The organism is Pseudomonas sp. TE3911 (assembly GCF_054062775.1).
Map to the genome: position 1 here is coordinate 3,038,117 of NZ_JBSSFP010000001.1, position 12,056 is coordinate 3,050,172.

The following is a 12,056-nucleotide window of genomic DNA, read 5'->3' on the forward strand; positions in this document are numbered from 1 at the left end:
ATAGCGCATTCAGTTGTACGACAACCTTCCCTTTAGTCCGCCCCGCGTCCCCATAGGCCAAAGCCTGCGCCGTGGACTCAAACACGCACCCGTTACTGTGGGCGATAGCGCTCAGCAGCGCGAGCCTGACGCAGCTCCGACAACAAGCCCTGACGCGCGGACTGAAGACCGTCCCAGCGCGCGGCGTCATGCAGTGGCGGGATGGTCACGAGTTCACGCCGGTCAAAACCGACCAGTGCGGCATCCACCAGTTCACCCACATCCATGACCTCTGGCAGCGTGTTGATGTCGATGCCCGAGCGCTCCCAGATTTCCGTACGGGTGGCTGCCGGCAACACCGCTTGCACATAAACGCCTTTGCCAGAAAGCTCAATGCTCATGCCCTGGGAAAGGAATTGCACGAACGCTTTGGTCGCGCCATACAGCGTCATTCCCAACTCCGGCGCCAGACCAACCACCGAGCCAATATTCACGATTGCCCCCTCGCCGGCCTGCACCAACCTCGGTGCGACTGCGCGGGCGAGTCGCGTCAGCGAGGTGACGTTCAGCGCGATCAGTTGCTCAATGCTCTCGCCCGTCTGCGCCAGGAAATCTCCCGTCTGGGCCGCGCCGGCGTTGTTGATCAGCACACCGATGCGCGTGTCATCGCGCAGGCGCGCTTCGACCACAGCCAAGTCCGCCTCCTGGGTAAGGTCGGCCTGTAGCACGTCGACATCAACACCGTGCTCCTGGCGCAAGCGCGCCGCCAGCGCTTCCAGCCGCGCCTTGTCGCGGGCGACCAGTACCAGGTTGTGGCCGCGCTGAGCGAAGCGCTCGGCATAGGTGGCGCCAATGCCGCTGGACGCGCCGGTAATCAGGATAGAAGAAGCGTTCGTCATGACTGTGCTCTCTGGATTAACGATGATTGAGTGTGGCGGGGTTTATGATGTCGATCATAATCTTATCCGTCAATGGTTTTGATGTTGATTGACATCAATGTATAGTGAGCACCGAAAACAGTCGTCACCAGCGAGGGTAAAGGTATGAGGGTCAGCAAGGCACAAGTGCTGTTAAACCGCGCGCACATCGTCGAAACGGCCTCCAGATTGTTCCGTGAGCGCGGCTATGACGGTGTCGGCGTGGCAGACCTGATGGCAGAAGCCGGGTTCACCCATGGCGGGTTCTACAAGCATTTCGGGTCCAAAGCCGACTTAATGGCTGAAGCCGCCGCAAACGGGCTGTCCCAATCGCTGACCAACAGCGCAGGGCTGGGCGCCGATGAGTTCTTCAATCGCTACATATCCAGAGAGCACCGTGATGCCCCCGGCCAGGGTTGCACGATGTCGGCCCTGTGCGGGGACGCGGCGCGTCAGTCGCAAACGGTAAAGGCAACGTTCGCGGAAGGCATTGAAAACGCATTGGCCGCCCTTCAACAGGACGCTGCCGAGCTGGATAAGGACGCTCGGGAACAGATGATCAACCGGTTCGCCCATGCGGTCGGCGCCGTGGTGTTATCCCGGGCCTGTCCCGATGACTCGCCATTGGCGGATGAAATTTTGGATGTGTGCCGCAAGGCAATGACCGTGTGAGATGAAAAGCCGCAGAGGGCACTGAAAATTAGCAGAATTGCTCGCCGCCGCCCTTCATGATCGGGCTATGATCGGCAGATATGAACCGGATACCCGATGCATCATGCCCGTAGACCTGCAAGCTCTCTATCCCAAACTTATCCACCTGATGCTGGATACGGTGTTTGTCGTCGACAGTGAAAACCAGATTGTGTTTGTGAGCGATGCCTGCGAGGCATTGCTCGGCTACCGTGCAGAAGAACTGACCGGCACTCTGATCACCCATTACATGCACCCTGAAGACCTGCCACGCACGCGGGCCTCGATTGTCCGGGTGATGAATGGCAAACCCCATGTCGACTTCCGCAACCGCTATATCCGCAAGGACGGCAGTATCGTGCACATCCTGTGGGCAGCTTTCTGGTCCAAGGAGGTGGGCGCACGGATCGGGGTCGCCAGGGACGTGACAGCCCTTACCAAAGCCGAAGAGGAACTACGCTTCCTCGCCCATCATGACCCACTGACAGCGCTGACCAACCGGTCGTTGTTCAATGATCAACTGAACCAGGCCCTGCACGCCGCACAGACTCACAACAGCACCCTGGCGCTGCTGTTTCTGGATATCAATGACTTCAAGGGCATCAACGATGTGCATGGCCATGCCATGGGCGATCGCGTGCTGTGTGTGATTGCTCGACGGTTGGAACGCTGCGTACGCGAGAGTGACTTGGTGGCACGGATGGGCGGTGATGAATTCACCGTACTGCTGACCGATGTGCCGTCGAAGGACGCTATCGCGGAGAGGGTGGCGCAAATCCTCGCGGTCATGGCCGAGCCGTTGAGCGCTGAATTTGACGGGGTACAAATGCCGTCCTGCAGTGTCGGCGTGGCGTGCTATCCGGCGGACGGAGAGGACGCCGATACGCTGCTCAGCCATGCAGACGGTGATATGTACCGGATAAAAAGGCAGCGGTTTGCCACTGAGTGACATCGGTAGTTAGGGTCGTTGTCGCACGCCCTGGCGTGCCCCCGTCGAGTAAATCAGTCCGCAGGTATCGTTATCCGCGCTTATTGGCTCACCTCACGCGCAGCTTTGACCCACCCATGCGACCTGTTCTGGTGCCCATCAACCGGAAGGACGAATTCGTTGCACTGAGCCTCAACCGGGAAACCAGGGTTTCAAAGTAGAAGCGCATTCCCTCTTTGAATGCCTCCAAGCGCACATTCGCCGAGTTAGCGCAGTCGCTCGGCCATTGCAACGCATTGCTCAACAGCGGCGGCTCCATACAAGCGTCGACGCTGGTATGACAGAGACGGGATGAAGCTGCGGGTACTCAGCACGTCGCTAACATTGACCCCACATAAAAAAGACACCGAAGCGTCCACTCCCTAAATCACAGGCAAAAAAAAGCCACTCACTTGAGTGGCTTTTTAATGCTTGGCGCGGGAAGCGAGACGTGCAATTTGTGATTTAGTCATTCTTATGTACGCGCACCAGAGCGGCACACTTCTGCTGACGGGTGGCTTCTTCGGCATCGAACCGAATGCAGATTATCTTTCGTTGAGTCTGGGTAAGGCCGGTATTCGTGCATTGACGGCAGGCCTCTTCGAGTCGGCCAAAACCCACAACGTGCATGTGGCCACGGTCACTGTGGCCGCGTTCGTCGAACCGGAATCCGAGGAGGCGGTTGGCATTGCAAAGGCGTTCTGGGACCTGCACAACCAGAAAACGTCGAACTGGACCGCAGAAGTCACCTACTCGCGTTAATTCCTGGCGTAGCACCGCACAGCCTTCCAGTGAGCACCGCCAAAAGCCGTGCTCACTTTGCGTTTCAACGCCTGTGTTCTCAACGCTGAAGCCTGGCAGCGACGCGCGGCAATGTTAAATATTGTTAAATCAAAAAATAACTTCACATAATCTGATCATTGGTGGATTATCTATTCAACCCGCATGACACCCTGACAAAAAAACAAAACAGGATGGCAACGATGATCGACACCTCCCCGAATAAGCTTCCCGCCCCTTACCTGTATCTGGACGATCGCCTGCACCTCTGCGGCGCCCACGTACCCACAGCCTTGCTACGGAGCCTCCATGAATAACAAGAATGTTGGTGTTATCGGCTTAGGCGCGATGGGGCTGGGCATTGCCCGCTCGTTGTTGCGCAGCGGCTTCAACGTGCATGCCTGTGATGTGCGAGAAACCGTCACGCAGCAGTTCGCCAGTGAAGGGGGCGTTGCCTGCAGCTCGCCTGTCCAGATGGCCGCCGCGTGCGATGTGATCATCACCGTCGTGGTCAATGCCGAACAAACCGAGACGGTCCTGTTTGGTGAACATGGCGCCGTCGCCGCCTTGCGCCCTGGCAGCCTGGTGATTGGTTGCGCCACGGTGGCCCCTACCTACGCGGTAGACCTGGGCCAGCGCTTGATCAACGCAGGGTTGCTGTACCTGGATGCACCGATCTCCGGTGGTGCAGCCAAAGCGGCGGCCGGTGAGATGACCATGATGACTTCCGGCCCAGCCGAGGCTTATGCAAAAGCCGATGACGTGCTCACGGGCATGGCCGGCAAGGTCTATCGTCTGGGCGATGCCCATGGCCTGGGCTCAAAGGTAAAGATCATCAACCAACTGCTGGCCGGCGTGCATATCGCCGCTGCCGCAGAAGCCATGGCACTGGGGCTGCGTGAAGGCGTCGAGGCCGATGCACTGTATGAAGTGATCACCCACAGCGCGGGCAATTCCTGGATGTTCGAGAACCGCGTGCCACACATTCTCAAGGCTGATTACACGCCGCTCTCGGCCGTCGATATTTTCGTCAAGGACCTGGGCCTGGTGCTGGATACCGCACGGGCCAGCAAGTTTCCGCTGCCATTGTCAGCCACCGCTCACCAGATGTTCATGCAGGCCTCCAGTGCCGGGTTCGGGCGTGAGGACGATTCGGCGGTGATCAAGATTTTCCCTGGCATTGAGCTCCCGACTGCCAAGACCGAAACCGAATAAGGATTGCCCATGAACCTACCTAGCGCACGCCCGTTGCTGGGCTGCATCGCCGACGACTTCACCGGGGCCACAGACCTGGCCAATATGCTGGTGCGCGGCGGCATGCGTACTGTGCAAAGCATCGGTATCCCCAGCGATGAAGTCGCTGCGACGCTGGATGCCGATGCGATCGTGATTGCGCTGAAGTCGCGTACTGTCCCGGCGGCGCAGGCGGTAGCCGACTCCCTGGCCGCCCTTGAATGGCTGCGCGCACAAGGGTGCGAGCAGATTTTCTTCAAGTACTGCTCCACGTTCGACTCGACGGCCGCCGGCAATATCGGCCAGGTCAGCGAGGCCCTGCTCAAGGCGCTAGACAGTGATTTCACCCTGGCCTGCCCGGCGTTTCCGGAAAATGGCCGGACCATTTTCCGCGGTCATTTGTTTGTGCAGGATCAACTGCTCAATGAGTCAGGCATGCAGCATCACCCGCTGACCGCGATGACCGACGCCAACCTGGTCCGCGTACTGCAATCACAAACCACACAAAAGGTTGGCCTGCTGCGCTACGACACCATCGCCCAAGGTGTGTCACACGTGCGCGAACGGATTGCAGAGCTGCGCGCCCAAGGCATAGGCATGGCCATCGCGGATGCCCTAAGTGATCAAGACCTGCACACCCTCGGCAGCGCTTGCAGTGATCTGCCGCTGTTAACCGGCGGTTCCGGCCTGGCCTTGGGCCTTCCCGACAACTTCCGCCGGGCCGGCAAACTTCGTGACTTCGATCCAGCCTCCTTACCTACCGTACCCGGTGGCGAGGTGGTGCTGGCAGGGAGCGCGTCGATTGCCACCAACGGCCAAGTCGCCGCGTGGATCGAAGCCGGACGACCGGCGCTGCGCATCGACCCTCTAGCCCTGGCGGCGGGTGAGTCGGTAGTGGCGGATGCCGTGGCGTTTGCCCTGAGCAACCCACACACCGTACTGATCTATGCCACCAGCCCTGCGGATGAACTCAAGGCGGTGCAACAGCAACTGGGCGCCGAGCGCGCAGGCGAATTGGTAGAGAACGCCCTGGGAGAAATTGCCCAAGCCCTACGTCAGGCCGGCGTAAGACGCTTCGTGGTCGCGGGCGGTGAAACCTCTGGCGCCGTAGTCACCGCCCTGGGCGTGCGCCTACTGCAGATTGGCACGCAGATTGACCCTGGTGTTCCCGCGACCCTCAGCAACACTGCCGAACCGCTGGCGCTGGCCCTCAAGTCGGGCAATTTCGGCGGTAGAGACTTTTTCGACAAAGCACTTAAGCAACTGGCAGGAGGTGCGCAATGAGCAACGAAAACGCCTTGCGCGAAGAGATCTGCATCGTCGGTCACAGTCTTTATCAGCGACGGTACACAGTCGGCAGCGCTGGCAACATCAGCGCGCGCCTGGATGACGGCTGGCTGATCACGCCAACCGATGCGTGCCTGGGCCGCCTTGACCCTGCGTTGATCGCCAAGGTCGACCTTACGGGCAAATGGGTCTCTGGCGACAAACCGTCAAAAACCCTGGCCTTGCATCGCCAGGTTTACGATCGCAACCCTGGCGTCGGTGGTGTGGTGCATACCCATTCCACACATTTGGTGGCCCTGACGCTTGCCGGTGTTTGGCGCCAGGATGACATCCTGCCCCCGCTGACGCCGTATCAGGTGATGAAGGTCGGGCATATCCCGCTGATCAACTATCAACGCCCCGGCGCGCCCGATGTGGCGGACCAGGTCGCGCGCCTCGCCAACAGTGTGCGTGGCGTAATGCTCGAGCGCTTGGGCCCGGTGGTCTGGGAAAGCTCAGTTTCCAAGGCCAGTTACGCCCTCGAAGAACTCGAAGAAACCGCACGGCTGTGGCTGATGAGCAACCCGCGTCCGGCGCCGCTGGATGCTGCAGCGCTGGCCGAGCTTAAAAGCGTTTTCGGCGCGCACTGGTAGGCGCCGCTCCCACCCGCAACACCCTTAACAATAAAAACAACAGGACCTTCCAGCATGACCACTATCAAGTTTCGTGTTGATGTTTGCAGCGACAAAAAACCATCCTGCGTTTTCCATGAAGGGCCGCGCTCATGAGCCCGCTTATCCTGATGGCAACCGCAGGCCTAGGCATCGCCTTGCTGCTGTTCCTAGTGCTCAAATACAAATTCCAGCCGTTCGTGGCGCTGATGTTGGTCAGCATTATGGTGGCCCTGGTGGCGGGAGTTAAACCTGCCGATCTGGTCGCCACCATTGAAGGCGGGATGGGCAAGACCCTCGGCCACATTGCGATCATCATTGCCTTGGGCGCGATGATCGGCCGCATCATTGAGTTGTCGGGCGGTGCCGAGGCGCTGGCCAAGACCCTGATTGAACGCTTCGGTAATCGACGCACGCCCCTTGCCTTGACGATTGCCGGTTTCATTATCGGCGTGCCGGTGTTCTTCGAGGTGGGGGTGATCATCCTCATGCCGCTGGCCTACGGTGTGGCTCGTCGCGCTCGCAAGCCGTTGCTGATGTTCGCGTTGCCGATGTGCGCAGCGCTGCTTACGGTGCATGCATTTCTGCCACCGCACCCAGGTGCGGTCGCCGCCGCCAGCCAACTGGGTGCGGACCTGGGCCGGGTGCTGATGTTCGGGCTGCCGCTGACGGCGTTCCTGTGCTACGTCGGCTATCGCGTGGCGGGGCGCATGACGCGCCGCTTCTACCCGATGTCCGATGATATCCGCGCCGAAGTCTACGGCCCGCACGTCACCAACGACGACCTGCGCGCCTGGCAAGACGGCAAAACCCAAGAGGCGCAACAAGGTGCAGAGACCGTCTCGCACATGGGCCTGGAGGAATCCACCAGCAGTATCGTGGCCAAGCTGCCACCCGCCCCTGCGCCGGGTTTCGGCTTGATCGTCAGTTTGATCCTGTTGCCGATCGTGTTGATTTTGCTGGGTACGCTGGCGACGTCACTGCTGCCTGTCGAATCAACCCTGCGCGGCATCATGACCGTGCTCGGTGCGCCCCTGGTGGCGCTGCTGCTCGACACCTTGCTGTGTGCCTGGCTGCTCGGTTCCCGTCGCGGCTGGAGCCGTACCCAGGTCTCCGATGTAATTGGCTCGGCGCTGCCGGGTGTGGCCATGGTGATTTTGATTGCGGGTGCCGGTGGCGTATTCGGCAAGGTACTGGTGGATACCGGCATCGGCGCGGTGGTCTCCGACCTGCTGCGTACCACCGGGCTGCCGGTGCTGGCCTTGGGCTTTTTGCTGACCATGTTGCTGCGCGCCGTGCAAGGCTCCACCACCGTGGCCCTGGTAACCACCGCAGGTATCATCAGCCCGTTGATCGCCACGCTTAACCTGACGCCCAACCACATGGCCCTGCTGTGCCTGGCTATGGGCGGTGGCGGGCTGGCGATGTCGCACATCAACGACGCCGGCTACTGGATTTTCACCAAGCTGGCCGGCCTCAACGTGGCAGACGGCCTGCGGACCTGGACGGTGATCACCACCCTCCTCGGCACGCTCGGCTTCCTTATCACCCTGTTGATCTGGCCTTTTGTCTGATCGTTTTTCATCAGGAGTTCACATGCCTCGCTTTGCTGCCAACCTAAGCATGCTTTACCCCGAACACGCTTTTCTGGAGCGCTTCGCAGCGGCTGCGGCCGATGGTTTTGATGCCGTGGAGTATCTGTTCCCCTACGAATACAGCGCCCAGGTACTCAAACAGCACCTGAGCGACAACGGCCTGGTTCAAGCCCTGTTCAACGCGCCGCCCGGCGACTGGGCGGCGGGTGAACGCGGCATCGCCACCCTACCGGGCCGCGAAAGCGAATTTCGCGCCGGCTTCGACCGTGCCCTGGAATACGCCGCCGTGCTAGGCAATACCCGCATCCACGTGATGGCCGGCCTGCTGCCCTCGGAGCAGCACCGTGAGCGCCATCACGCGGTGTACCTCGAGAACCTGGCTTACGCCACCGCCCAAGCACGTCAGGCTGGCGTGACGGTGTTGCTGGAACCGATCAACACTCGCGACATGCCGGGGTTTTTCCTCAACCGACAGGACCAGGCACACGCGATCTGCAAGGAGGTCGGCGCAAGCAATTTGAAGGTGCAGTTTGACTGCTATCACTGCCAGATCGTCGAAGGTGATTTGGCGGTCAAACTGCTTCGCGACATCAACGGCATTGGCCATATTCAGATTGCCGGCGTACCCGACCGACACGAACCGAACCTGGGTGAATTGAACTACCCCTACCTGTTCGAGCTGATTGACGAGTTGGGCTACGACGGCTGGGTCGGTTGCGAATACCGCCCCAAGAGCGACACCTCGGCAGGGCTGCAATGGTTGCGGGACTGGAAAGCGCGCTAAGTGATCAAGCCCCTGCATACCTTGGTGCGCACGGGCTCCTAAAACAAAAACAATAGGAAATACCCATGCATAGATTCAGTCCACGGCCCGCGGTCGGGCTGTTGTTGTCCCTGGCGTTGATCAGTTCCGCCGTCGGCGCCGCGTCGTTACCGGCCGCGACCGAGGGCGATTGGATCGCCCCGCAGTTCACCTTTCACACCGGTGAAAAACTCGCCAACCTCAAACTGCATTACATCACCCTCGGCAACCCCAAGAACCCCGCCATTCTCTACCTACATGGCACCTACCGGCCCGGCAGCGATGTGCTGAGCAAGGATTTTGGCGGCGAACTGTTCGGCCCCGGGCAGCCGCTGGACGCCAGCAAGTACTACATCATCTCCACCGACGGCATCGGCGTAGGCCAGTCCAGCAAACCCTCCGACGGCCTGCGCGCAAAGTTTCCCGAGTACAACTACACCGACCTGGTTCAAGCCCAGTATCGATTGGTTACCGAAGGCCCTGGGGATCAAGCACCTGCGGCTGATCATCGGCAACTCCATGGGCGGCATGCAAACCTGGATGTGGGGCCAGACCTGGCCGCAGATGATGGACGCGCTGGTGCCCATGGCGTCCCAACCCACCGAGATGTCATCGCGCAACTGGATGATGCGCCGTTTGCTGGTGGAGTCGATCAAGCAAGACCCGGCCTGGAACAACGGTAACTACAGCGCGCAACCGCCGTCCCTGCGCCTGGCAAACGCGATGTTCAGCGTTGGCACCAGCGGCGGCACCCTCGCCTATCAGGCGGCGGCACCGACCCGAGCGCTGGCCGACAAGTTGGTGGATGAGCGCTTGAATGCCGCGCAAACCGCAGACGCCAATGACTTCATCTACCAATGGCAATCCTCCGCCGACTACAACGCAGCCCTCGGTCTGAACAAGATCCAGGCGCCGGTGCTGGTCATCAACTCGGCGGACGATGAGCGCAACCCTCCGGAAACCGGACGGTTGGAAGCGTCGATGAAAGAGCTCAAGCACGCACGGCTGCTGCTCATCCCCGCCAGTGCCGACACCCGTGGCCATGGCACCACGAGCATGGCGAAGTTTTACAGCAAGGAGCTGGGGCAATTCATGCAAGAGACTGAAAAGGCGCGTTAGGCTGGCTGGGGGTCGGACGGCAACATCAATTCGACCCCTTGCTTGCGAATCCCATCCGCCGCCGCAGGCGCCAGTGCGTCATCACTGATGATCACATCGAACTGCTCCAACCCGGCAATTTTGTACATGCTGAACGTGCCGTACTTGGAGCTGCTGGCCACCAGCACCACTTGGGACGCCGATTGCATGGCCACCTGCTTGACCTCCACCTTCAGCGCCGACGGTGTGGTGATGCCGCGTCGCAGGTCCCAGGAGCTGGTCGAGATAAACGCGATATCCGTCACCACCTGACGCAGTGTCGCCACCGCCAGGCCGCCGACACAGGAATGATTGGAATGGTCCAACTGCCCACCGGTATGAATCACCGTCACGTGGGGTGCATCCATCAACGCCTGAACCACGCCGAAGTCATTGGTCACCACCGTCATGCCACTGAGCAGTTTGATATAGGGCACGATCTCCAGGGTGCTGGTGCCGGCATCCAAATAAATAGTCATGTCCGCCAACAGGAGACGGGCCGCGAGTTTGGCCATCGCTTGCTTCTGCGGCAACTCAACCACGGCCTTGACCTGGTGGCTGGGCTCACTGTGAAGCTGGCTGGCAATGCGCACACCGCCCGTCACCGAATACGCCAGGCCTTCCTGCTCAAGCAACGCGATATCGCGGCGCACCGTCATGTGTGAGCAGTCGAACATCTCCATCAACTGGTGAACACTCAGCACATGCTGTTTGCGCAACTGACGCAAGATCAACTCGCGACGCTGTTCAGGAATCATCGGCGCGCCGCTTTCGGCGGCCACGTCCTTCTGGCTTGGCATTCGGTGCTCCAAAGGCTTGGATCGGGTGGCGGTGATTGGCGTACATAGTAGCGAATCCACCCGCCGATCTGTAACTCACTGCACCTAATTCAGCTCGCTGTCCTTGATGTGGGCAATCGGCGCAAGCAACGACGGATCGAAGGGTTCCGGCGCGCGTCCCTCCAGCAACCGTTGTACAAGGTCCGGATTGGCCAAGGCAGCCTTGCCGACAGCGACAATATCTGCGCCAGCCTGCAGGGTTTGTTCAACGCTGCTCAAGTCCTGCACTCCGCCATTCGCAATCAACGCGACACCAGGCGCATAACGGCGAGCCAGCGTTACCAGGCTTGCCTCGTTACCGCTGAAGGCCGGCTGCCAGGCTTGATGCTCCGTCACATGGATGAAGTCGACCCCAGCGTCAGCCAAGCTGCCGAAGATAGTCTGTGCGTCATGTTCCCCACCCGCCCATTTGTGCTGAAAGTCATTGACCTTGCCCTGGGATATACGCACACCGACCGGCGAGTGCCCGACCACCTTCTTCACCGCTGCAATGACCTCAAGCGTCAGGCTCAAGCGCTGGCGAACATCACCGCCCCATCGATCTTCGCGTTGATTGGAGTAGCCCGTCATGAACTGATCCAGCAAGTAGCCGTTGGCACCATGGATCTCAACGCCGTCAAAGCCCGCGATTCCAACAGCCCGTTTAGCCGCCTGGGCAAACCCCTCAATGGCATCCGCGATAGCTTCATCGCTCATGGCCTGGGGCACTCGATACGCCCCCTCGCCGTAATAGAACTTCATCTGTTCGCCTTTCGGGCGAATGGCCGAAGGGCCAGCAGATTGCTCAACAAAACGGTTCGCCTGGCTCAATGCACCGGCGTGCATGATCTGCGCGATTGCTGCGCTCTCATGGCGATGAATCGCCTCGACTACCTCGCGCCAGGCAAGCGCCTGTTCGCTGTCCGTGATACCGGGCTGGTTCAGGTAGCCCTGGGCATATTGCCGATCGGTGTAGATCCCCTCCGTGATGACCAAGCCAAAACCGCCACGGGCAAAACGCTCGTAGTATCGCGCCATCGCAGGTGTGGCATTGCCGCTCTCGCTCGCACTGACGCGTGTCATGGGAGCAAGTGCCATGCGATTGTTCAGCTTAAGAGCGCCCATATCGAATGGCGTTACAATGCGCGAGTTTAGTGCTGTCATGATTTGCCCTCAATTATTCGCCAGCCACGACGATAAG

Annotated in this window: 12 protein-coding genes; 9 read left to right on the forward strand and 3 right to left on the reverse strand. The window is 60.0% G+C overall.

Going from position 1 to position 12,056, the window contains the following annotated elements:
- Positions 1-92: 92 nt before the first annotated feature.
- Positions 93-878 (reverse strand): SDR family NAD(P)-dependent oxidoreductase, encoded by a 786-nt coding sequence (locus ACVWXD_RS13615; RefSeq protein ID WP_099603321.1) that lies wholly within the window; start codon positions 876-878, stop codon positions 93-95.
- Positions 879-1,022: 144 nt separating this feature from the next.
- Between ACVWXD_RS13615 and ACVWXD_RS13620 the strand changes: the two genes are divergently transcribed.
- From ACVWXD_RS13620 to ACVWXD_RS13660, 9 genes are all read left to right on the forward strand, one after another.
- Positions 1,023-1,568, forward strand: coding sequence for a TetR family transcriptional regulator (locus ACVWXD_RS13620; RefSeq protein ID WP_442117434.1), 546 nt, complete (start codon positions 1,023-1,025; stop codon positions 1,566-1,568).
- Between the two features lie 103 nt (positions 1,569-1,671).
- Positions 1,672-2,535: a sensor domain-containing diguanylate cyclase gene (locus tag ACVWXD_RS13625; protein ID WP_032885553.1), complete on the forward strand. Its 864-nt coding sequence runs from the start codon at positions 1,672-1,674 to the stop codon at positions 2,533-2,535.
- Between the two features lie 495 nt (positions 2,536-3,030).
- Positions 3,031-3,315: a Rossmann-fold NAD(P)-binding domain-containing protein gene (locus ACVWXD_RS13630; RefSeq protein WP_181644416.1), complete on the forward strand. Its 285-nt coding sequence runs from the start codon at positions 3,031-3,033 to the stop codon at positions 3,313-3,315.
- Positions 3,316-3,588: 273 nt separating this feature from the next.
- Positions 3,589-4,548: an L-threonate dehydrogenase gene (gene ltnD / locus ACVWXD_RS13635; protein WP_256997329.1), complete on the forward strand. Its 960-nt coding sequence runs from the start codon at positions 3,589-3,591 to the stop codon at positions 4,546-4,548.
- Positions 4,549-4,557: 9 nt separating this feature from the next.
- Entirely contained in the window at positions 4,558-5,850 is a 1,293-nt protein-coding gene (gene otnK / locus ACVWXD_RS13640) for a 3-oxo-tetronate kinase (protein ID WP_032885516.1), read from the forward strand.
- Positions 5,847-6,485, forward strand: coding sequence for a 3-oxo-tetronate 4-phosphate decarboxylase (otnC, locus tag ACVWXD_RS13645; protein ID WP_457371118.1), 639 nt, complete (start codon positions 5,847-5,849; stop codon positions 6,483-6,485). The genes otnK and otnC overlap by 4 nt, the downstream gene beginning before the upstream one ends.
- A gap of 131 nt (positions 6,486-6,616) precedes the next feature.
- On the forward strand, positions 6,617-8,077 hold the full coding sequence (locus tag ACVWXD_RS13650; protein WP_032885519.1) for a GntT/GntP/DsdX family permease: 1,461 nt from the start codon (positions 6,617-6,619) through the stop codon (positions 8,075-8,077).
- Positions 8,078-8,099: 22 nt separating this feature from the next.
- Positions 8,100-8,882, forward strand: coding sequence for a 2-oxo-tetronate isomerase (gene otnI / locus ACVWXD_RS13655; RefSeq protein WP_122753774.1), 783 nt, complete (start codon positions 8,100-8,102; stop codon positions 8,880-8,882).
- Positions 8,883-9,359: 477 nt separating this feature from the next.
- Complete coding sequence (locus ACVWXD_RS13660) at positions 9,360-10,019, forward strand: alpha/beta fold hydrolase (RefSeq protein WP_457371590.1); 660 nt, start codon at positions 9,360-9,362, stop codon at positions 10,017-10,019.
- Here ACVWXD_RS13660 and ACVWXD_RS13665 read toward each other — a convergent pair.
- Complete coding sequence (locus tag ACVWXD_RS13665) at positions 10,016-10,837, reverse strand: DeoR/GlpR family DNA-binding transcription regulator (protein ID WP_032885529.1); 822 nt, start codon at positions 10,835-10,837, stop codon at positions 10,016-10,018. The genes ACVWXD_RS13660 and ACVWXD_RS13665 overlap by 4 nt on opposite strands.
- 84 nt (positions 10,838-10,921) lie before the next feature.
- Positions 10,922-12,019 (reverse strand): oxidoreductase, encoded by a 1,098-nt coding sequence (locus tag ACVWXD_RS13670; RefSeq protein ID WP_095186410.1) that lies wholly within the window; start codon positions 12,017-12,019, stop codon positions 10,922-10,924.
- Positions 12,020-12,056: the final 37 nt, after the last annotated feature.

Excerpts from the sequence above, each read along its gene's own strand:
- ACVWXD_RS13615 (WP_099603321.1), bottom strand. The coding sequence starts at position 878 with ATGACGAACGCTTCTTCTATCCTGATTACCGGCGCGTCCAGCGGCATT.
- ACVWXD_RS13620 (WP_442117434.1), top strand. The coding sequence starts at position 1,023 with ATGAGGGTCAGCAAGGCACAAGTGCTGTTAAACCGCGCGCACATCGTC.
- ACVWXD_RS13625 (WP_032885553.1), top strand. The coding sequence starts at position 1,672 with ATGCCCGTAGACCTGCAAGCTCTCTATCCCAAACTTATCCACCTGATG.
- ACVWXD_RS13630 (WP_181644416.1), top strand. The coding sequence starts at position 3,031 with ATGTACGCGCACCAGAGCGGCACACTTCTGCTGACGGGTGGCTTCTTC.
- otnK (WP_032885516.1), top strand. The coding sequence starts at position 4,558 with ATGAACCTACCTAGCGCACGCCCGTTGCTGGGCTGCATCGCCGACGAC.
- otnC (WP_457371118.1), top strand. The coding sequence starts at position 5,847 with ATGAGCAACGAAAACGCCTTGCGCGAAGAGATCTGCATCGTCGGTCAC.
- ACVWXD_RS13650 (WP_032885519.1), top strand. The coding sequence starts at position 6,617 with ATGAGCCCGCTTATCCTGATGGCAACCGCAGGCCTAGGCATCGCCTTG.
- otnI (WP_122753774.1), top strand. The coding sequence starts at position 8,100 with ATGCCTCGCTTTGCTGCCAACCTAAGCATGCTTTACCCCGAACACGCT.
- ACVWXD_RS13665 (WP_032885529.1), bottom strand. The coding sequence starts at position 10,837 with ATGCCAAGCCAGAAGGACGTGGCCGCCGAAAGCGGCGCGCCGATGATT.
- ACVWXD_RS13670 (WP_095186410.1), bottom strand. The coding sequence starts at position 12,019 with ATGACAGCACTAAACTCGCGCATTGTAACGCCATTCGATATGGGCGCT.